General features: G+C 53.2%; 22 protein-coding genes and 4 tRNA genes. 16 read left to right on the forward strand and 10 right to left on the reverse strand.

Translation table 11 applies throughout. The features are described 5' to 3' along the window. The 11 genes from tolR to pnuC all read left to right on the forward strand — a co-directional run bounded on the left by tolR (position 1) and on the right by pnuC (position 7,389). A complete protein-coding gene (gene tolR, locus GA0061070_RS02470) occupies positions 1–429 on the forward strand; it encodes a colicin uptake protein TolR (RefSeq protein ID WP_061494500.1) in 429 nt (142 codons plus the stop codon). Between the two features lie 39 nt (positions 430–468). Beyond that, the gene (gene tolA, locus GA0061070_RS02475) at positions 469–1,749 is read left to right on the forward strand and encodes a cell envelope integrity protein TolA (RefSeq protein WP_090133358.1); all 1,281 of its coding nucleotides are present in this window, start codon (positions 469–471) and stop codon (positions 1,747–1,749) included. Positions 1,750–1,806: 57 nt separating this feature from the next. Next, positions 1,807–3,099, forward strand: a complete 1,293-nt coding sequence (tolB, locus tag GA0061070_RS02480) for a Tol-Pal system beta propeller repeat protein TolB (RefSeq protein WP_090133360.1) — start codon at positions 1,807–1,809, stop codon at positions 3,097–3,099. Between the two features lie 29 nt (positions 3,100–3,128). Beyond that, positions 3,129–3,644, forward strand: coding sequence for a peptidoglycan-associated lipoprotein Pal (gene pal / locus GA0061070_RS02485; protein ID WP_090133362.1), 516 nt, complete (start codon positions 3,129–3,131; stop codon positions 3,642–3,644). Between the two features lie 9 nt (positions 3,645–3,653). Continuing rightward, positions 3,654–4,457 carry a cell division protein CpoB gene (cpoB, locus tag GA0061070_RS02490; protein WP_090133364.1) on the forward strand — a complete coding sequence of 268 codons (804 nt, stop codon included), beginning with the start codon at positions 3,654–3,656 and terminating at the stop codon, positions 4,455–4,457. Between the two features lie 164 nt (positions 4,458–4,621). After that, positions 4,622–4,697, forward strand: a tRNA-Lys gene (locus tag GA0061070_RS02495). A 128-nt stretch (positions 4,698–4,825) separates the two neighbouring features. Then, positions 4,826–4,901, forward strand: a tRNA-Val gene (locus tag GA0061070_RS02500). Positions 4,902–4,904: 3 nt separating this feature from the next. Next, positions 4,905–4,980: transfer RNA gene (locus GA0061070_RS02505), tRNA-Lys, on the forward strand. A gap of 149 nt (positions 4,981–5,129) precedes the next feature. Next, positions 5,130–5,205 (forward strand) — tRNA-Lys (locus GA0061070_RS02510). Positions 5,206–5,588: 383 nt separating this feature from the next. Further along, positions 5,589–6,632: a quinolinate synthase NadA gene (gene nadA, locus GA0061070_RS02515; RefSeq protein WP_090133471.1), complete on the forward strand. Its 1,044-nt coding sequence runs from the start codon at positions 5,589–5,591 to the stop codon at positions 6,630–6,632. Between the two features lie 37 nt (positions 6,633–6,669). Continuing rightward, positions 6,670–7,389: a nicotinamide riboside transporter PnuC gene (pnuC, locus tag GA0061070_RS02520; protein WP_090133366.1), complete on the forward strand. Its 720-nt coding sequence runs from the start codon at positions 6,670–6,672 to the stop codon at positions 7,387–7,389. On the opposite strand, the gene zitB is transcribed toward pnuC, so the two are convergent. Together zitB and GA0061070_RS02530 are read right to left on the reverse strand one after the other, a co-directional pair. Beyond that, complete coding sequence (zitB, locus tag GA0061070_RS02525) at positions 7,386–8,318, reverse strand: CDF family zinc transporter ZitB (RefSeq protein ID WP_090133369.1); 933 nt, start codon at positions 8,316–8,318, stop codon at positions 7,386–7,388. The genes pnuC and zitB overlap by 4 nt on opposite strands. A 119-nt stretch (positions 8,319–8,437) precedes the next feature. Continuing rightward, the gene (locus tag GA0061070_RS02530) at positions 8,438–8,821 is read right to left on the reverse strand and encodes a YbgS-like family protein (RefSeq protein ID WP_090133370.1); all 384 of its coding nucleotides are present in this window, start codon (positions 8,819–8,821) and stop codon (positions 8,438–8,440) included. Between the two features lie 319 nt (positions 8,822–9,140). Here GA0061070_RS02530 and aroG point away from each other — a divergent pair, with 319 nt between their 5' ends. Continuing rightward, positions 9,141–10,193, forward strand: coding sequence for a 3-deoxy-7-phosphoheptulonate synthase AroG (gene aroG, locus GA0061070_RS02535; protein WP_090133372.1), 1,053 nt, complete (start codon positions 9,141–9,143; stop codon positions 10,191–10,193). A gap of 131 nt (positions 10,194–10,324) precedes the next feature. On the opposite strand, the gene gpmA is transcribed toward aroG, so the two are convergent. From gpmA to modE, 7 genes are all read right to left on the reverse strand, one after another. After that, entirely contained in the window at positions 10,325–11,077 is a 753-nt protein-coding gene (gene gpmA / locus GA0061070_RS02540) for a 2,3-diphosphoglycerate-dependent phosphoglycerate mutase (protein WP_074775320.1), read from the reverse strand. Between the two features lie 205 nt (positions 11,078–11,282). Then, a complete protein-coding gene (galM, locus tag GA0061070_RS02545; protein WP_090133376.1) occupies positions 11,283–12,323 on the reverse strand; it encodes a galactose-1-epimerase in 1,041 nt (346 codons plus the stop codon). Beyond that, a complete protein-coding gene (gene galK / locus GA0061070_RS02550) occupies positions 12,317–13,465 on the reverse strand; it encodes a galactokinase (protein WP_090133378.1) in 1,149 nt (382 codons plus the stop codon). Before galK ends, galM begins: the two co-directional genes overlap by 7 nt. A gap of 2 nt (positions 13,466–13,467) precedes the next feature. Then, complete coding sequence (gene galT / locus GA0061070_RS02555) at positions 13,468–14,514, reverse strand: galactose-1-phosphate uridylyltransferase (protein WP_090133380.1); 1,047 nt, start codon at positions 14,512–14,514, stop codon at positions 13,468–13,470. Between the two features lie 10 nt (positions 14,515–14,524). Further along, entirely contained in the window at positions 14,525–15,541 is a 1,017-nt protein-coding gene (gene galE / locus GA0061070_RS02560) for a UDP-glucose 4-epimerase GalE (protein ID WP_090133382.1), read from the reverse strand. Positions 15,542–15,867: 326 nt separating this feature from the next. Further along, positions 15,868–17,343, reverse strand: coding sequence for a molybdate ABC transporter ATP-binding protein ModF (gene modF / locus GA0061070_RS02565; RefSeq protein WP_090133384.1), 1,476 nt, complete (start codon positions 17,341–17,343; stop codon positions 15,868–15,870). A gap of 67 nt (positions 17,344–17,410) precedes the next feature. After that, positions 17,411–18,199, reverse strand: coding sequence for a molybdenum-dependent transcriptional regulator (gene modE, locus GA0061070_RS02570; RefSeq protein ID WP_090133386.1), 789 nt, complete (start codon positions 18,197–18,199; stop codon positions 17,411–17,413). Between the two features lie 164 nt (positions 18,200–18,363). Here modE and GA0061070_RS02575 point away from each other — a divergent pair, with 164 nt between their 5' ends. The 4 genes from GA0061070_RS02575 (at position 18,364) to modC (ending at position 21,210) form a co-directional block, all read left to right on the forward strand. After that, a complete protein-coding gene (locus GA0061070_RS02575) occupies positions 18,364–18,513 on the forward strand; it encodes an AcrZ family multidrug efflux pump-associated protein (RefSeq protein ID WP_090133388.1) in 150 nt (49 codons plus the stop codon). Positions 18,514–18,685: 172 nt separating this feature from the next. Then, positions 18,686–19,459, forward strand: a complete 774-nt coding sequence (gene modA, locus GA0061070_RS02580; protein WP_090133389.1) for a molybdate ABC transporter substrate-binding protein — start codon at positions 18,686–18,688, stop codon at positions 19,457–19,459. Next, the gene (modB, locus tag GA0061070_RS02585) at positions 19,459–20,148 is read left to right on the forward strand and encodes a molybdate ABC transporter permease subunit (protein ID WP_071920504.1); all 690 of its coding nucleotides are present in this window, start codon (positions 19,459–19,461) and stop codon (positions 20,146–20,148) included. Before modA ends, modB begins: the two co-directional genes overlap by 1 nt. Positions 20,149–20,151: 3 nt before the next feature. Continuing rightward, positions 20,152–21,210, forward strand: a complete 1,059-nt coding sequence (gene modC, locus GA0061070_RS02590) for a molybdenum ABC transporter ATP-binding protein ModC (RefSeq protein ID WP_090133391.1) — start codon at positions 20,152–20,154, stop codon at positions 21,208–21,210. Here the strand turns inward: modC and GA0061070_RS02595 are convergent, their stop codons facing one another. Further along, positions 21,211–22,029, reverse strand: a complete 819-nt coding sequence (locus GA0061070_RS02595; RefSeq protein ID WP_090133393.1) for a pyridoxal phosphatase — start codon at positions 22,027–22,029, stop codon at positions 21,211–21,213. Between the last annotated feature and the right edge of the window lie 139 nt (positions 22,030–22,168).

Consider the following 22,168-nt stretch of genomic DNA (forward strand, 5'->3'; position numbering starts at 1 on the left):
ATGGCCAGATCGCGTGGGCGAGGCAGTCGTGGCCTCAAATCTGAAATCAACATTGTACCGTTGCTGGACGTGTTGCTGGTGCTGCTGCTGATCTTTATGGCAACAGCGCCGATCATCACGCAGAGCGTAGAGGTCGATCTGCCGGATGCGACGCAATCGCAGACCGTCAGTACTAATGACGATCCTCCGGTCATTATTGAGGTTTCCGGTGTCGGACAATACAGCGTGGTGGTGGAAAAAGATCGTATGGATCAGCTACCGCCAGAGCAGGTGATTGCCGAGGCGCAGCGTCGCCTGCAATCCAATCCGAAAACCGTGTTCTTAATCGGCGGAGCGAAAGACGTGCCGTACGATGAAATCATTAAAGCGCTGAACCTGTTACATAGCGCGGGTGTGAAATCGGTTGGCTTGATGACGCAGCCTATCTGATCACTCGCCTGACAGGCGGACAGTTTTTGGGAACCGAGAGTGTCAAAGGCAACCGTACAAAACGACAAGCTGAAGCGAGCGATAATCATCTCGGCATTGCTGCACATAATTCTGGTGGCGCTGCTGATTTGGAGTTCGTTCGACGAGCATATTGATGCGTCTGCAGGCGGCGGCGGTGGCTCGGCGATCGATGCGGTGATGGTCGATCCCGGTGCTGTGGTGGACAATTACAATCGCCAACAGCAACAGCAAGCCAGTGCGCAACGCGCCAAAGAGCAGCGCGAAAAACAGGCGCAACAGCAGGCAGAAGAGCTGCGTGAAAAGCAGGCTGCCGAGCAGGAGCGTTTGAAACAACTGGAGCAGGAGCGTTTGCAGGCGCAGGAAGCCGCGCGCGAACAGGCCGAACAGCAGAAGCAAGCGGAAGAGGCGGCGAAAAAAGCACAGCAGCAACAGAAGCAAGCTGAAGAAGCCGCAGCGAAAGCCGCAGCCGATGCAAAAGCTAAAGCAGCTGCTCAGGCAAAAGAGGCGGCAGAAGCTGCGAAGAAAGCCGCCGCTGATGCGCAGAAAAAAGCGGAAGCTGAAGCCGCAAAAGCTGCTGCAGACGCACAGAAAAAAGCCGAAGCTGAAGCCGCGAAAGCCGCCGCCGATGCGAAGAAAAAAGCCGAAGCTGAAGCCGCGAAGAAAGCTCAGGCCGACGCTGAGAAGAAAGCACAGGCCGAAGCGGCTAAACAAGCCGCCGCAGAAAAAGCGGCAGCTGAAAAAGCCGCTGCGGCTGAGAAGGCTGCTGCTGCGAAAGCCGCTGCCGCTGAAAAGGCTGCTGCCGCGAAAGCTGCTGCCGCAGAGAAGGCCGCAGCCGATAAGAAAGCGGCAGCCGAAAAAGCGGCCGCTGCCAAGAAAGCTGCTGCTGAAAAAGCCGCTGCCGCCGCTGGCGTTGACGATCTGTTTGGCGATTTAAGCTCTGGTAAGAATGCGCCGAAAACAGGTGGCGGGGCGAAAGGTAGTAATGCAGCCGCAGCTGGTTCTGGTAACACTAAGAATAACGGCGCATCTGGTGCTGACATCAGTAACTATGCAGGGCAGATTAAATCGGCGATTGAAAGCCGCTTTTATGACGCCTCCTCCTATGCGGGGAAAACCTGTACATTACGCATCAAACTGGCGCCAGATGGTATGCTGTTAGATATTCAGTCGGAAGGTGGCGACCCGGCGCTTTGTCAGGCTGCTCTTACAGCTGCAAGACAGGCGAAAATACCGAAGCCGCCAAGTCAGGCTGTGTATGAAGTGTTCAAAAATGCGCCGCTGGTCTTTAAACCACAATGAGTTTGTTAAAATTCTGCTAAATTATCGCGGGTTTTCCGCCCGGATAAGGGAGATATGATGAAGCAGGCATTACGTGTTGTATTTGGTTTTCTGATGCTGTGGGCAGCAGTGCTGCACGCAGAAGTACGTATCGAGATCACCCAGGGGGTGGACTCGGCACGCCCGATTGGTGTTGTGCCTTTCCAGTGGGCAGGTCCTGGTGCCGCGCCTGAAGATGCCGGCGGTATCGTTGCTGCGGATCTGCGCAACAGCGGCAAATTCAATCCTCTGGATCGTTCCCGCCTGCCGCAGCAGCCTGGTAGTGCACAGGAAGTTCAGCCGGCAGCATGGTCTGCGTTGGGCATCGATGCGGTGGTTGTTGGTAAGGTAACCCCGAATCCTGACGGCAGCTACAACGTCGCTTACCAGCTAGTGGACACCGCCGGTGCGCCGGGTACTGTGCTGGCACAGAACTCCTTTAAAGTGAACAAACAGTGGCTGCGTTATGCCGCTCATGCCGCCAGTGATGAAGTATTCGAAAAACTGACCGGTATTAAAGGTGCGTTCCGTACCCGTATTGCTTACGTAGTGCAGACGGCGAACAGTCAGTTCCCGTATGAACTGCGTGTTTCAGACTATGACGGTTACAACCAGTTCCTGGTGCATAAATCTCCGCAGCCGCTGATGTCTCCGGCATGGTCTCCGGATGGGTCCAAACTGGCTTACGTGACGTTTGAAAGTGGTCGTTCTGCTCTGGTTATCCAGACGCTGGCGAATGCTAGCATCCGCCAGGTTGCTTCGTTCCCGCGCCACAACGGTGCGCCAGCCTTCTCGCCGGACGGTTCTAAACTGGCGTTTGCGCTGTCTAAAACCGGTAGCCTGAACATTTATGTCATGGATATCGGTTCTGGTCAGATTCGCCAGGTTACCGATGGCCGCAGCAACAACACCGAACCGACCTGGTTCCCGGACAGCCAGACGCTGGCATTTACGTCTGACCAGGCAGGACGTCCTCAGGTGTATAAAATAGGTATCAATGGCGGCGCCGCGCAGCGTCTCTCCTGGCAGGGTGCACAAAACCAGGATGCTGACGTGAGCAGTGACGGCAAATTTATGGTGATGGTAAGCTCTGACGGTGGTCAGCAGCACATCGCTAAACAAGATCTGGCAGCGGGTGGCGTACAGGTTCTGTCGTCAACGTTCCTGGATGAAACGCCAAGTCTGGCACCTAACGGCACAATGGTGATCTACAGCTCTTCTCAGGGGATGGGATCCGTGCTGAATCTGGTTTCTACAGATGGGCGTTTCAAAGCGCGTCTTCCGGCGACTGATGGTCAGGTTAAATTCCCTGCCTGGTCTCCGTATCTGTGATAATAAATATTTATAAAGGAATCAAAGAAATGCAACTGAACAAAGTGCTGAAAGGCCTGATGCTGGCTCTGCCTGTTATGGCAATTGCTGCATGTTCTTCTCACAAGAACAACACCAGCGACCAGAGCGGCGAAGGCATGATGGGTGCTGGCACTGGCATGAACGGTAATGGCAACATGTCTTCCGAAGAACAAGCGCGTCTGCAAATGCAACAACTGCAGCAGAACAACATTGTTTACTTCGATCTGGACAAATATGACATCCGTTCTGATTTTGCTGCGATGCTGGATGCTCACGCTAACTTCCTGCGTAGCAACCCGTCCTATAAAGTCACCGTAGAAGGTCACGCGGACGAACGTGGTACTCCGGAATACAACATCTCCCTGGGCGAACGTCGTGCTAACGCCGTTAAAATGTACCTGCAGGGTAAAGGCGTTTCCGCAGACCAGATCTCCATCGTTTCTTACGGTAAAGAAAAACCTGCAGTACTGGGTCATGACGAAGCGGCTTACGCTAAAAACCGTCGTGCCGTACTGGTTTACTAAGAGAATTGCATGAGCAGTAACTTCAGACATCATTTGTTGAGTCTGTCGTTACTGGTTGGCATAGCGGCCCCATGGGCCGCTACTGCGCAGGCGCCAATCAGTAGTGTCGGCTCAGGCTCGGTCGAAGACCGTGTCACTCAACTTGAGCGTATTTCTAATGCTCATAGCCAGCTTTTGACTCAACTCCAGCAACAACTTTCTGATAATCAGGCCGATATTGATACCCTTCGTGGACAAATCCAGGAAAATCAGTATCAGCTTAATCAGGTGGTTGAACGCCAACAGCAAATTTTGCAGCAGATAGGCAATCTGAGCAGTGGCACTGCGGGACAGACGCAGCAAGCTTCCGGCGACCAGAGCGGTGCGGCGGCGCAAGCGCCAGCAGCGGATACGGGCGCAAATAACGGTGCGGCAACGTCTGGTGCGCCAGTTCAAAGTGGCGACGCGAATACGGATTACAATGCAGCGATTGCGCTGGTACAGGATAAAGCCCGCCAGGATGATGCGATCGCTGCTTTCCAGAATTTTGTCAAAAAGTACCCAGATTCAACCTACATACCGAATGCCACCTACTGGCTTGGTCAGTTGAATTACAACAAGGGTAAAAAAGACGACGCTGCTTATTACTTTGCCTCTGTGGTGAAAAATTACCCGAAGTCGCCTAAAGCGCCTGATGCCATGTTCAAGGTTGGTGTGATTATGCAGGACAAAGGTGACAGTGCTAAAGCGAAAGCGGTTTACCAGCAGGTGGTCAGTAAATATCCTGGTACCGAAGGCGCGAAACAAGCGCAAAAACGCCTTGGTTCTATGTAATGCATAGCGCATGACCAGAAATCGTGTTTTTTCTGGTCTTGTCGCATGAATCATAAGCAGTTAAGTTATTCTCGTTGAAATTGTTGTTGCGCTGAATTCTTAAATCAGTAATATATGCCGCCGTTGCCACGGGATATCTCTTAAACCAGAAGCAACGTAAAAGTGGGTCGTTAGCTCAGTTGGTAGAGCAGTTGACTTTTAATCAATTGGTCGCAGGTTCGAATCCTGCACGACCCACCAATTTAACATCGGGGTGGAGATGTTAAGCGTGAAGGATAACGTTGCGTAGCAACGGCCCGACAGGGCAAGGCAAAGCCGAGTCATTCTGCACGACCCACCACTTAAAGCAGTATCCAGCACGTAGTATCGGGTGATTAGCTCAGCTGGGAGAGCACCTCCCTTACAAGGAGGGGGTCGGCGGTTCGATCCCGTCATCACCCACCACTCGGGTCGTTAGCTCAGTTGGTAGAGCAGTTGACTTTTAATCAATTGGTCGCAGGTTCGAATCCTGCACGACCCACCAATTTAACATCAATCTAATGGTGTTAAACGTGGAGGATAACGCTGCGACAGCAGCGGCGCCAGAGGGCGAGGCAAAAGCCAAATCATTCTGCACGATCCACCACTCAATGTGGTTTCCAGTTAAATTATCTTCGAAGTCACTACCTTTATGGGTCGTTAGCTCAGTTGGTAGAGCAGTTGACTTTTAATCAATTGGTCGCAGGTTCGAATCCTGCACGACCCACCAATGTAAAAAAGGCGCAGGACGAAATTTTTTGCTATCTGCAATATACAAGATTCGACAAAATTGTCGGGAACAATTTTGAACAACGCGCCAGCGTTGGCCCGTAGGGCGAGTCTCAGGATGAGACGAGTAGTGCAGTGAGACAACGGAGCCGCTTGCGGCGACGGCCCGAAGGGCGAGCGAAGCGAGTCATCCTGCACGACCCACCAATATAAAAATGGCGCTGGCGGCGCTTTTTTGCTATCTGCCATTCCTTAAAAATTCCTCACGACATTTTTTACGCAATCGGCTATCTTGTTTAGTATATAAAACATCCCTGCCGTATTACCCGCTCCCATGGCGGCTAACCCGGTTGTTAAGTTCAGCAAGAAAAACGAGTAAGCATGATGAGCGTAATGTGTGACACTGAAGCCGCAATCTATCCTTTTCCGCCAAAACCTCTGCCGCTGGATCAGCAAGGCAAGCAATTTTACCGCGAGAAAATCAAACGCTTGCTGAAAGAGCGGGATGCGGTGATGGTTGCGCACTACTATACCGACCCGGAGATCCAACAACTCGCGGAAGAGACCGGTGGCTGTATAGCTGATTCGCTGGAGATGGCGCGCTTTGGCGCCAGACATCCAGCCTCTACGCTGTTGGTTGCAGGCGTTCGTTTTATGGGCGAGACCGCCAAAATTCTCAGCCCGGAAAAAACCATTCTGATGCCAACGCTACACGCCGAATGTTCGCTCGATCTGGGCTGTCCGATTGAGGAGTTTACCGCTTTCTGCGATGCTCACCCGGACCGCACAGTGGTGGTCTACGCAAATACCTCGGCAGCAGTAAAAGCGCGTGCCGACTGGGTCGTGACCTCCAGTATTGCCGTGGAGTTGATTGAGCATCTCGATAGCCTCGGCGAGAAAATTATCTGGGCGCCGGACAAACATCTGGGAAGCTACGTGCAGAAACAGACCGGTGCAGATGTGCTGTGCTGGCAGGGGGCATGTATTGTTCACGATGAGTTTAAAACCCAGGCGTTGATGCGCATGAAAGCGCTTTACCCGCAAGCCGCTATTCTGGTGCATCCGGAATCGCCGCAATCGGTCGTGCAACTGGCGGATGCCGTGGGGTCTACCAGCCAATTAATTGCCGCGGCGAAAACGCTACCGCACCAACAGCTTATTGTCGCCACGGACCGGGGTATCTTTTATAAAATGCAGCAAGCTGTACCGGAAAAAGATCTGTTTGAAGCGCCGACGGCGGGAGAAGGGGCAACTTGCCGTAGTTGTGCGCACTGTCCATGGATGGCGATGAATGGACTGAAAGCGATTGCTGAAGGGCTGGAACATGCCGGTGCTGAGCATGAGATCCATGTTGATGCGGCACTACGCGAAGGCGCATTAGTATCGCTGAACCGCATGCTGGATTTTGCGGCTACACTACGACCGTAATACTTTTTAACGCGTAACGATACGCTCTGAGGAAATAATGGATTTTTTTAGTACACAGAACATCCTGGTACACATACCGCTGGGTGCAGGTGGGTACGATCTCTCATGGATTGAAGCCACAGGCACGCTGGCGGGCTTACTTTGTATCTGGCTGGCGAGCCTGGAGAAAATCAGTAATTACGCGTTTGGTCTGATAAACGTCACGCTGTTCGCCATTATCTTTTTCCAGATCCAGCTCTATGCCAGCCTGTTACTCCAGCTCTTTTTCTTTGCTGCCAATATTTACGGCTGGTACGCCTGGTCACGGCAGACATCGCAAAACGAGGCTGAGCTGCAAATTCGCTGGTTGCCATTGCCGAAAGCGCTGGCATGGTTGGCCGTGTGTGTGGTTGCGATTGGCCTGATGACCGCGTTTATTGATCCTGTTTTTGCATTTCTGACGACAATTGCCGTTTCAGTAATGCAAACGCTGGGGCTGAATGTGGCGATGCCGCAACTGCAACCGGATGCTTTCCCGTTCTGGGATTCCTCCATGATGGTGTTGTCGATTGTGGCGATGATCCTGATGACTCGCAAATATGTTGAAAACTGGCTGCTTTGGGTGATCATCAACGTTATCAGCGTGGTGATTTTCGCTTTACAAGGCGTATGGGCGATGTCGCTTGAATATCTGATCCTGACATTCATTGCGCTTAATGGCAGCCGGATGTGGATGAACAGCGCGCGTGAGCGGGGTTCTCACGCGTTTTCACATTAATGATGGTACTGATGGTGATGGTCAGGCTGTGATTCTCCCAGCGTGCAGTCTGGCCCGTTACAGAGCTGATACTCCATCTGCACGGTGGAGTGCTCAATCTGGTAATGATGGGTGAGGAAATGCTGGATCTCACTGAGTAACTTATCGTGATTACGCGGCGGAATAACCTGTACATGTAACGTCATTAATGGTTTTTCACCGACCAACCAGACATGAACATGGTGTACATCGCGCACTTCCGGAATGGCGCGACGCAAATGACGTTTCAGCGTGCCAATGTCGAATGTCGACGGTGCGCCTTCCAGCAATTCGTTGACGCTTTCCTTCAATAAGTGCCACGCGCTACGCAACACCAGCGCGGAAACCAGCACAGATAGTATCGGATCGATCGGTGTCCATCCGGTGAGCATGATCACCAACGCGGCGACGATCGCCCCAACGGAACCAAGCAGGTCACCAAGGACATGCAACGCCGCAGCACGCACATTAAGGTTCTTCTCTTCGCTACCGCGATGTAGCAACCAGAACGCCAGTATGTTTGCCAGCAGACCGGCAATGGCGATCACCATCATGATTAACCCGGCGACTGGCTGCGGGTGGTAAAAGCGCTGCAGTGCTTCCCAGACAATCCACACGGTGATCAAGACCAGCGCCAGCGCATTCACAAAGGCGGCCAGTGTTGTCAGCCGTAGCCAGCCAAACGTGCGATGTGCGCTGGGTGGCTGACGAGCAAACCAGACAGCTAATAGCGCGAAGAGCAGGGCAGCGGTATCGGTAAGCATATGACCGGCATCAGCCAGCAGCGCCAGCGAGCCGGAGATAATCCCACCGACCACCTCCACCAACATAAAAATGGCAGTGACTATAAATGCCAGCAATAAACGCCGGGCGTTGGCATCGGCGGGGGCGTGTGAATGTGAGAGCGCCATAAATGGCTCCTTCCTTTTAACCAGGCTGAACGCCTTACATCATTACAGATTTTTAACCGGTGAGAAGAAAAAAATAAGGAGAGCCGAAGCTCTCCTCACGTATTACGGCGTCATTATTTTTACTGGGTAGTGCCATCGGTTTTGGTATCGGCATCATTATGAGTACCGTTACCGGTTTGGACTTTTTTGTTCACGTCCGGGCAACGGCCGTCCTTACACATCGTGTTTTTGTGCACTTCATCTTTGCTCATATGCTGCGATGAATGAGTCTGATGTGTCCCGGAAGCGGAATTTGTGCTGCCGTTGTTAATTTTGCTGTTATCAACCCCTTTCGGCGCAAGATTCTGCTGTGCATCCGGGGCTGTTTGCCCTGCGGCTGCCGAGGAGTTTGCCTGGCCGTTATTGGCCGAAGTATCAGCCGTGGAACCGGCAGCCCATGCTGCCCCACCTGCAAGGGTCAGCGTCGAGGTCAGTAAAAGCGTCGCTAATTTATTCATTTTCATCATAAAGCTCCTGTTCTGGTCGTTTTCATCACCGGCAAAGGCGATAAAAGCAGCGCGAACGAGTTATCACGCTCAGTGGTGAAAGATGCCGTTTTAGTGATTAACGGCAGAATGTAATATTGCTAAAATTCAATTTAACGGTGTTTGCAGTTAAAAAGTGTAGCCCCAATCTTACAGTCTGCGACTTTTGCATGGCTTTTTGCACCATTCCAGGAATTATCCGCCCGAAGTGTAAAATGACGTTTACACTTCGGGTCTGACAAGATAGATTGGAAAGATTGCATTCATTACAAAAAAGTATGGGCACACTGGAAAGATCATGAATTATCAGAACGACGATTTACGTATTAAAGAGATCAACGAGTTATTACCTCCTGTAGCGCTCCTTGAAAAATTCCCCGCCACTGAAACTGCCGCCCGGACGGTATCCAGCGCCCGCAAAGCGATCCACAACATTCTGCGCGGCAATGACGATCGTCTGCTGGTGGTGATTGGTCCGTGCTCCATTAATGATCCTGCAGCGGCGAAAGAGTATGCTTCGCGCCTGCTGGCATTGCGTGAAGAGCTTAGCGGTGAGCTGGAAGTGGTGATGCGCGTCTATTTTGAAAAACCGCGTACCACCGTAGGTTGGAAAGGGCTGATCAACGATCCGTATATGGATAACAGCTTCCAGATCAATGACGGCCTGCGCATTGCCCGTAAGTTGTTGCTGGAAATCAATGACAGCGGTCTGCCGGCTGCGGGGGAATTCCTCGATATGATCACACCGCAATATCTGGCGGATCTGATGAGCTGGGGGGCGATCGGCGCCCGAACTACGGAATCACAGGTACACCGCGAGCTGGCTTCTGGTCTCTCCTGTCCGGTTGGATTCAAAAACGGCACCGACGGCACCATCAAAGTGGCGATCGATGCCATTAACGCCGCCAGCGCGCCGCACTGCTTCCTGTCCGTCACCAAATGGGGCCACTCAGCCATTGTGAATACCGCCGGTAATGGCGACTGCCACATTATTCTGCGCGGCGGCAAAGAACCGAACTACAGTGCAAAACATGTGGCAGAAGTGAAATCAGGTCTGACCAAAGCGGGCCTGGAACCGCAGGTGATGATCGATTTCAGTCATGCGAACTCCAGTAAACAATTCAAAAAGCAAATGGACGTTGGCAGCGATGTCTGCCAGCAGATCGCCAATGGTGAAAAAGCGATTATCGGCGTGATGATTGAAAGCCATCTGGTGGAAGGTAATCAGAGCCTGGAGAGCGGCAAACCGCTGCTCTACGGTAAGAGCATCACCGATGCGTGCATCGGCTGGGAAGATACGGACGCGATCCTGCGTCAGTTAGCGGCAGCAGTAAAAGCCCGTCGCACCTGATTCGAGACACAGAGGCGTTGGCTTTCCTCACTAACCCGGCCGCTTGCTTGTATTAGCAGCCGGGGATTAGCTGCACTGCGAATTATTTTGTGTATCTGATCGCGTGAGACGCTTTTTTAATGGGAGAAAACTTACTTCGCTTTACCCTGGTTTGCTACCGCAGCGGCTTTTGCGGCGATCTCTTCCGCATTGCCCAGGTAGTAGTGTTTCAGCGGTTTGAAGTTTTCATCGAACTCATAAACCAGCGGCACGCCAGTCGGGATGTTCAGTTCGAGGATCTCCTCTTCGCTCATATTGTCGAGGTATTTCACCAGTGCGCGTAGGGAGTTACCGTGCGCAGCAATAATCACGCGCTCACCGCTTTTCAGACGCGGCAGAATGGTTTCATTCCAGTAAGGAATAACGCGATCAATGGTCAGCGCCAGGCTTTCGGTCTGCGGTAGCTCGGCTTCGGTCAGTTTGGCGTAGCGCGGATCGTGGCCCGGGAAACGTTCGTCATCTTTGGTCAGCGCTGGCGGGGTAACGGCAAAGCCACGACGCCACTGTTTAACCTGCTCGTCACCGTATTTCTCTGCGGTTTCGGCTTTGTTCAGACCCTGCAATGCGCCGTAGTGACGCTCGTTCAGTTTCCAGCTTTTTTCTACCGGCAACCATGCTTGATCCAATTCGTCCAGCACGTTCCACAGTGTGTGGATGGCACGTTTCAGCACGGAGGTGTAAGCAAAATCAAAGGAGTAGCCTTCCTCTTTCAGCAGTTTGCCTGCTGCTTTTGCTTCACCAACGCCTTTCTCTGACAGATCGACATCGTACCAACCGGTGAAGCGGTTTTCGTTGTTCCATTGGCTTTCGCCATGACGAACCAGAACCAGTTTAGTAACAGCCATACTCTTACTCCTGTAAACCTGATTGAATGATAACAATTCTCATTATATTGCCAGGGAGCGAGCCACGGCAACGGTTACCTATAACCATAGCGAAAATAGCCGCGCAGTGTAAGATGCTTGTGAACCAGTGGTTATAGTTTTGTCGATGAGTGACGCTTATTTCAGCAAAATGAGCAAAAAAAACCCTCCGGAAGGAGGGCTGAGATTAAAGCGCAATAAAGTGATATTCCGTCAGGCTGATATATTCGCTGCCGGGGCGTAACACACAGTCCGGCTGTGGATAGTCCGGGCGGTTCGGGCTGTCGGGCAAAAATTCACTTTCCAGCGCCAGGCCTTGCCATGCAGCGTAGGTTTTCCCCCCGCGTGCTGGCGTCCCGTCAAGATAATTACCGGAATAGAACTGGAGCGCAGGGGCGCTGGTATAAACCGTCATTTGCAGTTGATTATCTGCTGACCACAGATACGCCGCAGGCTGGCTGGTATCGCCCTTTGCCTGCAACAAAAACGCATGATCGTAGCCTTTTACCACACGCTGATCGTCATCGCTGAGAAACTCTTCTGCCACGGTTTTGGGCGTACGGAAATCAAAACTGGTCAGCGCGACTTTTTTCAACCCACCGGTCGGTAGCCCCATCTCATCCACAGGGAGATATTCATCTGCCAGCAGTTGCAGGGAGTGGCTACGCACATCGGACTGGTACCCATCGAGGTTGAAATACGCGTGGTTCGTCAGATTGACCGGGCAGGGTTTGTCGGTCGTGGCGCGATATTCAATGGCCAGACGGTTATCCTCGCCGAGGCGAAAATTCGCCGTGGCATTTACGTTGCCCGGAAAACCCTGATCGCCATCCGGCGAGGTCAGCGAAAACAGCACTTCATTTTCATTCTGACGCTCAATTCGCCAGCGACGCTTGTCGAAACCGTCAGGGCCACCGTGCAACTGATTTTCGCCCTGGCTGGGCGTAAGCGCATACGTCTGGCCATCAAGCTGAAAACGGCTTTTGCTGATACGGTTGGCGTAGCGGCCCACCGAAGCGCCGAGAAACGCGGATTGTTGTAGATAGTATTCCGGTGATGCGCAGCCAAGCAACGCTTCACGTACGGTGCCATTTTTCAGTGGCACGCGTGCCGAGAGCAGCGTCGCGCCCCAGTCCATCAGTGTCACCACCATTCCGGCGCTGTTGCGCAGAGTTATGAGACGAAAGGGCAGCCCGTCCGGGGCCGCCGTCGCAGATTCGTTTAGCACTGTCCTGCTCCCTGTGAAGGTTTACACACATAAAAGGTTTCTTTGATGCCGGTTTTGGCTTCGTACTGGCTTTCCACGGCCTGTTTCACCACAGGAACCAGTGCTTCTGGCACCAGCGCGACAACGCAGCCACCGAAGCCGCCGCCGGTCATGCGTACGCCGCCTTTGTCACCGATGGTGGCTTTTACAATCTCGACCAACGTATCGATTTGCGGCACAGTGATTTCAAAATCATCGCGCATCGACGCGTGGGATTCGGCCATCAGCACGCCCATGCGTTGCAGATCGCCTTTCTCCAGCGCGGCTGCTGCTTCCACCGTGCGCGCGTTTTCTGTCAGCACATGGCGTACGCGTTTGCTGACCAGTGGATCCAGCTCGTGCGCTACCGCATTGAACTGGTCGATGCTGACATCACGCAGCGCTTTCTGCTGGAAGAAACGTGCGCCAGTTTCGCACTGCTGACGACGCGTGTTGTATTCACTGCCCACTAACGTGCGTTTGAAGTTACTGTTAATGATGACAATTGCCACACCTTCCGGCATCGACACTGCTTTGGTACCCAGTGAGCGGCAATCGATCAGCAACGCGCTGCCTTTTTTGCCCAGCGCCGAGATCAACTGATCCATAATGCCGCAGTTACAGCCGACGAACTGGTTTTCCGCTTCCTGGCCGTTGAGGGCAATCTGCGCACCATCCAGCGGCAGATGGTAAAGCTGCTGGAAGACGGTACCGACCGCCACTTCCAGCGATGCTGAAGAGCTTAACCCCGCGCCTTGCGGTACGTTACCACTGATCACCAAATCGGCACCGCCAAAGCTCGCGTTTCGTTTTTGCAGGTGTTTCATTACGCCACGCACATAGTTGGACCACTGTTGGCTGTCGTGAATAACAATGGGGGCGTCGAGGGAAAATTCATCCGTCTGGTTATCGTAATCAGCGGCAATCACCCGCACGATGTGATCGGTGCGCGGTGCACAGCTAATCACCGTCTGGTAATCAATAGCACAGGGCAGAACAAAACCATCGTTATAGTCAGTATGTTCGCCAATCAGATTCACGCGGCCCGGAGCCTGAATGGTATGGGTGGCAGGGTAGCCAAATTTCTCAGCAAACAGGGATTGTGTTTTCTCTTTCAGACTCATTATTATTCTCCGGATTCGCGAAAATGGACATCGCTTAGCGCACGCAGGCGTTCAGCGGCTTGTTCCGCCGTCAAATCGCGCTGGGTTTCCGCCAGCATTTCGTAGCCCACCATAAATTTACGTACGGTAGCGGAACGCAGAAGCGGCGGGTAGAAATGCGCGTGCAATTGCCAGTGATCATTCTCTTCACCGTTAAACGGTGCGCCGTGCCAACCCATTGAGTAGGGGAAAGAGCACTGGAACAGATTGTCGTAACGGCTGGTCAGTTTTTTCAGCGCCAGCGCCAGATCGCTGCGCTGCGCTGTGGTTAAGTCGGTAATGCGCTGGATATGCGCCTTCGGCAACAGCAACGTTTCGAAGGGCCATGCCGCCCAGTAAGGCACCACGGCCAGCCAGTGCTCAGTTTCCACTACCGTACGGCTGCCGTCATTTAGCTCGCGCTGCACATAATCGACCAGCATCGGCGAGTGATGTTCAGCAAAGTACGCTTTTTGCAGACGGTCTTCGCGTTCCACTTCGTTGGGCAGAAAGCTGTTCGCCCACACCTGACCATGCGGATGCGGGTTGGAGCAGCCCATTGCCGCGCCTTTATTCTCAAAAACCTGCACCCAGGGATACTGCTGGCCCAGCTCGGCGGTTTGCTGTTGCCAGGTTTTCACCACCTCTTCCAGCGCGCTCAGGCTAAGCTCCGGCAGCGTTTTGCTGTGATCCGGCGAGAAGCAAATAACCCGGCTGGTTCCGCGTGCGCTCTGGCTGCGCATCAGCGGATCGCTGCTTTCCGGCGCCTGCGGCGTATCGGTCATCAGCGCTGCAAAATCATTGGTGAACACGTAAGTACTGGTGTAATCGGGGTTTTTATCGCCCGTTACGCGAGTATTGCCCGGACACAGGAAGCAATCCGGATCGTGTGCAGGCAATGTTTGCTTCGCAGGCGTTTCCTGCGCCCCTTGCCAGGGACGTTTTGCGCGATGCGGAGAAACCAGGATCCACTGATCAGTCAGCGGGTTGTAGCGGCGATGCGGGTGATCGACCGGGTTAAATTGCGTCATTACTGCTCCTTCAGTCCGGATAACCCTGCGGATGGCGTGACTGCCAGCGCCAGGTATCTTCTGCCATTTCGTCAAGCGTACGGGTCACGCGCCAGTTCAGCTCTTTATCGGCTTTGGTCGCGTCGGCCCAGTAGGCCGGTAAATCGCCTTCGCGGCGCGGCGCGTAATGCCATGCCACCGGTTTGCCGCAGGCTTTGCTGAATGCGTTAACCACATCCAGTACGCTGCTGCCGACACCGGCGCCGAGGTTGTAAATATGCACGCCCGGTTTGCCGGCCAGTTGTTGCATAGCTGCAACGTGACCGTCAGCAAGGTCCATCACATGAATGTAATCACGCACACCTGTGCCATCCTGCGTCGGATAATCGTTGCCGAAGATTGCCAGCGAATCACGACGACCAACGGCAACCTGCGCGATGTAAGGCATCAGGTTATTCGGAATACCCTGCGGATCTTCGCCCATATCTCCCGACGGATGTGCGCCAACCGGGTTGAAGTAGCGCAACAGCGCGATGCTCCACTCCGGCTGTGCTTTTTGCAGGTCAGTGAGGATCTGTTCCACCATCAACTTACTTTTGCCGTACGGACTTTGCGGCGTCCCGGTAGGGAAGCTTTCGACATAAGGGATTTTCGGTTGATCGCCGTAGACCGTGGCAGAGGAGCTGAAAATCAGGTTTTTGACGTTAGCGGCACGCATGGCGTCTACCAGGCGCAGCGTACCGTTGACGTTGTTGTCATAGTACTCCAGCGGCTTCGCCACGGATTCGCCAACAGCCTTCAGCCCGGCAAAGTGAATAACTGCTTCAATGGCATGATCGTGCAGGATTTCGGCCAGCAGCGCTTCATCGCGAACATCACCTTCAACGAACAGCGCGGATTTCCCGCCGAAGCGCTCGATTTCATTGAGTACGCTGCGCTTACTGTTACAGAGGTTATCCAGAATGATGACATCATGGCCGTTTTGCAGCAGTTGCACGCAGGTGTGGCTTCCTATGTAACCGCTACCACCAGTAACAAGAACTCGCATATTTCACTCCATAAAGCATTTGATATGAACAAACCTTAGCATAACAGAGAGGTGAAAACTGTGATATGGGATAAAATAGTGGAATCGTTTACACTGAATTTTCTGTCGTCCGGTTTGTCGTGTAACCGCCGGAAAAACCTGCTTTAGCGGCGCTTATCCGGCGAATCTGAACAGCCTTAAAATGACTGCATTGCGTTACAGCAACGCAGACGCTGCCGACAAAGTCGGGCAACGTCCCGAGAGGTTATAAGTCATTGATGGCAGCCAGGCAATCGGCGTACACGATAAAAGACATATATTCCAGAAGTTCGCCAGAGTGATGCTGCTCAGGAAGTGTGCGTTTCGAGTTGGTAGCGATAGTTGTCGCCTTCCGGCACAAAGGTAAGCCGGTGAGTAATGCAGGCTGGCGCATCGTCAGCATGATGTGAAACGAACAACAACTGAGTTTGCCCTTCACTGATTAACACATCAACAAAGCGGCGGATCAACTGACGGTTCAGCGGATCAAGGCCTTGCAGCGGCTCGTCAAGGATCAGTAATGTCGGATGTTTCACCAGCGCACGGACAATCAGCGCCAGCCGCTGTTGTCCCCATGAAAGGCTGTGGAATGGCGCATCGGCGGTGCGGGCGTCGAAACCTAAAATATCCAGCCAGCGCTGCGCCAGTTTGTGCTGTTTGTCTGACACCGCCTGATAGATGCCAATTGAGTCAAAATAGCCGGAGAGGATCACGTTGCGCACATTGGTGCTGACGCGGTAATCGAGATGTAGGCTGCTGCTGACGTAACCAATATGTTTTTTGATATCCCAAATAGTTTCACCGCTGCCGCGACGGCGGCCAAACAGCGTAAGATCGTTACTGTAACCTTGCGGATGATCGCCAGTGATCAGGCTCAATAGCGTCGATTTTCCTGCGCCGTTCGGGCCGATGATCTGCCAGTGTTCGCCGGGGTTTACCGTCCAGGAAAGCTGGTTGATGATTGGCCGGTCGTTATAAGAAACGACACCATCGTTTAACACAATCAGCGGCTCGCCCGTGCGTAACGTTTCTCGGGCCGGGGGCGCATCGGGTTCCGGCAGGGCAATGCCGGTCAGTTTTTCACTGTGCGCCAGTTGCGCAATCAGCGCCTGTTGCAACAGGGCTGACTTTTCACCGGTTTCCGTTAGGGTGCAATCCACCAGTACGCCAGCATGCTGCACAAACTCCGGAATTTCATCGAAGCGGTTAAGCACCAGCACCACGGTGTAACCCTCTGCATTCAACCGCGCCAGAAGTTCTGCCAGTTGCTGGCGGGAGTTCACATCCAGCCCGTCGAACGGTTCATCCAGAACCAGCAGTTCCGGCTCGGACATCAGCGCCTGGCACAGCAGTGTTTTGCGCGTTTCGCCGGTCGAAAGGTATTTAAAACGGCGTGTCAGCAGATGCGTGATGCCGAACAGCGCCGCCAGTTGTTCACAGCGCTGTGGGTTTTTGACCTCATCCTGAATGATGTCGGCGGTGGTGCGCCCGGTATCTTCTTCGCCAGGACTGAGCATATCGGTGTTGTTGCGCTGCCACTCATCGCTGACCAGTTTTTGTAACTGTTCAAAAGAGAGGCGCGTCAGGCGGGTAAACTGGCACTGACGTTCACCGTTCAACAGCGTCAGTTCTCCTGAAAGCGCGCGGGCCAGCGCGGATTTCCCGCTGCCGTTAGCACCAACAAAGGCCCAGCTTTCACCCGCCCGCAGGATTAACTGTTCAAGGTGCAGTGTACGTGTATCGCTAAGACGAAACGTGCCTTGCGAAATTTGCAATGATGACATGATACATCCCGTTTTTTGCAGCAATGAAGCTCAGGGATACGTGCAATGCACTCACTTGTCAATGCGATTAGCATAACGTGGCGAGAATGACGCGATCGGCATTAAAATATGCCGTCACTTCGTGCTGTTTCTGCAAATTATCCACATCATGCGTCGGCACCGTGGCGCAGAGTTGCTGTCCGTCGGGCAATGTCATCAGCACTTCGCTTTGCTGTTCGCCACGCTCAATATGGCTGATGAACCCCTTAAGCTGGTTGTCGGCAAGCGCTGCGCACTGCGCATCCTGTGTGATATTAACCCATGGCGCTTTCAGTAATACCAGTACCTCTTTTCCTGCATCAAGGCCAAGCCGTTCGCCGCTTTGTGCGGTGATAGCGACTTTCAGACGCGTTTCACCGTCGGCCAGCAGCACTTCAATATGCTGCTGTACCTGCTGGTGATCGCGGGCGGTTACGGTGCCAAACCACTGGTTGCGGGCGCTGGTTTGCAGGGAGAAGCGGGAAATAGCTGCCAGCAGGCTGTCCAGCGGCAGCGCGTCGTCGTCGCTCAGCACGTCAAACGCCTTCTGTTGAATCTGCGCCAGCAGATCGTAAAGCTGAATCAGACGCTGTCCGTAACGCGTCACTACCGCGCCGCCACCGCCTTTACCGCCTGTTGCACGATCAACCAGCGTATGTTCGCTCAGTTGGTTCATTTCATTAATGGCATCCCAGGCGCTTTTGTAACTGATGCCTGCGTTCTTCGCACCCTGGCTAATCGAACCTGTTTGTTCAATCTGTTTCAGCAGAGAAATACGGCGCGGATCGGCAAAAAGGCGTTCCTGGAGTTTGAGGGTTAAGAGAATTTCAGCCTGCATTACGCAATATCCTGGCAAAAAGAGTATTGTGAAGGAAAAGCAGTATTACGCCTAGCCTGAGCCCTGATATTGATAGCAAAGTGGCGCATGCAATCGCACAAAAGGCGAGTGTTTTACTGTGAAATCAGGCTAAAATGCTTCCTTCACAATATCCGGAGTCGATCATGTTTGAGTTATTGAAAAGTCTGGTTTTTGCCGTGATCATGGTTCCTGTGGTGATGGCTGTCATCCTGGGGTTGATTTATGGCCTGGGTGAAGTGTTTAACGTCTTTTCCGCCTTTGGTCGCCGCGACCGTTCCAGCCAGCAGCGCTGATCCTTTCGAAAACGCCCACTTCGGTGGGCGTTTTACTGTTCAAGGTTTTGTGACATCCTGCCGATATATTTACTGAAGTTACTCATTCTTTATGGGTATTACCTGCGTTCATCAAAACTCTGATAACATCGTTATGTTTCAATGTATATAACGATACTCAGAGGAGCTACAAATGGCAGGTACATGGTTACGCCTTTTTGCTGGGGCGACTTTATCGCTTTCTGTTGCCGGGCATGCGCTGGCGGAAGAGGGCAAAATTACCGTTTTTGCAGCAGCATCGCTGACCAATGCGCTACAGGATATTGCGGCGGCGTATAAAAAAGAGAAAAACGTTGAGGTAGTCTCTTCATTTGCCTCATCGTCAACGTTGGCGCGTCAGATTGAAGCAGGCGCGCCAGCCGATCTGTTTATTTCTGCCGATCAGAAATGGATGGATTATGCGGTCGGGAAAAAAGCCATTGATACGGCGACGCGTGAAACCCTGTTGGGCAATAGCCTGGTGGTCGTAGCCCCGAAAAGTAGCGCTCAGGGCGATATTACCATTAATGCCAAAACGGACTGGGCAAGCCTGCTGAAAGGCGGCCGCCTTGCCGTTGGCGACCCGGAACACGTTCCGGCAGGGATTTACGCTAAAGAAGCGCTGCAAAAACTGGGGGCATGGGACACCCTGTCACCGAAGCTGGCTCCGGCAGAAGACGTGCGTGGCGCGCTGGCACTGGTAGAGCGAGGAGAAGCGCCGCTGGGCATCGTTTACGGTTCTGACGCGGTTGCCAGCAAAGGTGTGAAAGTGGTGGGTACCTTCCCGGAGGATTCACACCAAAAAGTGGAATACCCGCTGGCTATCATTGATGGGCATAAAAACGCAACGGTAACGGCGTTTTATGATTACCTGAGAGGCCCGCAGGCTTCTGAAATTTTCAAACGTTACGGATTTACGACGCACTAATGATATTGACGGATCCTGAATGGCAGGCGGTACTGCTGAGCCTAAAAGTCTCATCCCTCGCGGTATTATTCAGTTTGCCCTTTGGGATCTTCTTTGCCTGGCTGCTGGTGCGTTGCACATTTCCAGGGAAGGCTCTCCTTGATAGCGTACTGCATCTGCCCTTGGTTTTACCGCCGGTGGTGGTAGGTTATCTGTTGCTGGTAGCGATGGGCCGACGCGGTTTTATCGGTCAGTGGTTGTATGACTGGTTCGGTATCACCTTTGCGTTTAGCTGGCGCGGCGCGGTGTTAGCCGCCGCAGTGATGTCTTTTCCATTGATGGTGCGCGCGATCCGTCTGGCGCTGGAAGGTGTGGATAGAAAACTTGAACAGGCGGCACGTACGCTTGGTGCAGGGCGCTGGCGCGTCTTTGTCACCATCACGCTGCCGCTGACGTTGCCGGGAATTATTGTTGGTACGGTGCTGGCCTTCGCCCGCTCGCTCGGTGAGTTTGGCGCGACCATCACCTTCGTTTCCAATATTCCGGGGGAAACGCGCACCATTCCGTCGGCGATGTACACCCTGATCCAGATGCCTGGCGGCGAAAGCGCGGCGGCGCGGCTATGTGTTATCTCTATTGTGTTGGCGCTAATCTCGTTGCTGGTGTCGGAATGGCTGGCGCGTATCAGCCGTGAACGGACGGGAAGATAACCTATGCTGGAGCTCAATTTCACCCAAACGCTGGGAACACATCAACTGCGTGTCGCCGAATCACTGCCTGCCAGCGGGATTACGGCGATTTTTGGTGTTTCCGGCGCCGGGAAAACCTCACTGATTAACGCAATTGGCGGCCTCACGCACCCACAAGAGGGGCGTATTACTCTGAACAATCGCGTGCTTCTCGATACCACGCGCAAAATTTGCCTGCCGCCAGAAAAACGCCGTGTCGGTTATGTTTTTCAGGATGCGCGCCTGTTCCCACACTATAAAGTGCTCGGTAACCTGCGTTATGGCATGGCGAAATCAATGGCCGGGCAGTTCGACAAGCTGGTGGCGCTGCTGGGCATTGAGCCTTTGCTGGAGCGGCTGCCGGGTACGCTCTCTGGTGGTGAAAAACAGCGTGTTGCCATTGGCCGCGCCTTATTAACCGCGCCGGAACTGATGCTGCTGGATGAGCCGTTGGCTTCACTGGATATTCCCCGTAAACGGGAGTTGTTACCCTATTTGCAGCGACTGGCGCAGGAGATCAACATCCCGATGCTGTATGTCAGCCACTCGCTGGATGAGATCCTGCACCTGGCCGATAAAGTGATGGTGCTGGAAGCGGGTGAAGTGAAAGCGTTCGGTAGCCTGGAAGATGTCTGGGGAAGCCGCGTGATGAACCCCTGGCTGCCACCCGAACAGCAAAGCAGCGTGCTAAAAGTGGTGGTGCTGGAACACCATCCGCATTATGCGATGACCGCACTGGCGCTTGGCGATCAGCATATCTGGGTGAACAAAGTCGATCGCCCGCTGCAAAGCACGTTGCGCATCCGTGTGCAGGCGACGGACGTTTCCCTGGTACTACAACCGCCGATGAATACCAGTATTCGTAATATTCTGCGCGCTAAAGTGGCGCAGTGTTTCGATATTGATGGGCAGGTAGAAGTTCAACTGGAGGTGGGAAGCCGCACGTTGTGGGCGCGCATCAGCCCCTGGGCAAGAGATGAACTGGGTGTTAAAGCGGGCCAGTGGCTGTATGCGCAAATCAAGAGCGTGTCGATTACGGCCTGATCACAGCAGCGCTTTGTAGATAAAGCTGGCAATGCTGTCGACAGTATTATCGCCAATCACCACATCGGCGTGCGCTTTGACTGCATCGTCGGCATTCCCCATCGCCACGCCCAGACCAGCCGCTTCCAGCATACTGATATCATTATAATTATCACCAAACGCCACCACGTTCTGCATCGACATGCCTTGTGAGGCCACCCATTCGGCCAGGCGTTTGCCTTTGCTGTTTCCGGCGCGGGCGATATCAACCTGATCATGCCACGACCATTCACATTCCAGCCCCAGTGTCTGTTCGATATGGTGGACAAAATTCTTCAGCTTTTGCGTATCTTCATCGGTGAGCGCGAATTTCCAGATGGCTTCCACTTCCTGCGCTGCGGTGTTCAACGACGCCACTTGTTCGAATACCGGACGTTGTTCCGGCGGCAGCGATTGCGCCCAGTTGTTGGTGCGCAGCACATGGCCGGTGGGTTTCTCGTACAGCATGGCGTTATCAACATACATCAGACCATGAATGTCATGCTCGTTAAGCTGAGTAATCAGTTGTTGCGCTTTTGGCACCGGCAGTGGATCAGCAGAGAGCACTTTTTTTGCATGATAATCATACAAATAAGTGCCATTACAGCAAATTGCAGGTGTATCCAGCGCCAGTGCCTGATAAAAAGGGTGGATGGCGACATGATGCCGACCGGTGACGATGATGAGTTGATGTCCTGCCGCTTTTGCGCGGGCCAACGCTTCAATGGATGAGGGCAGAAGCGTTTTTTTCGGTGTCAGTAGCGTACCGTCTAAATCCAGAGCAATAACTCGCGAAGTCATAACGTATTCCGTGGTCGATGTTGAAATTTTTGCGTCCGGGCATGGTACACCGCGTCGTCGGATGCGCAAAATCTGGCACAGAAAATCAGCATCAATCTACAAAAAAGCTATTCTGGTTACTTAACGCAAATAAGAATTA

The organism is Kosakonia oryziphila, from assembly GCF_900094795.1.
Classification (GTDB): Bacteria; Pseudomonadota; Gammaproteobacteria; order Enterobacterales; family Enterobacteriaceae; genus Kosakonia; species Kosakonia oryziphila.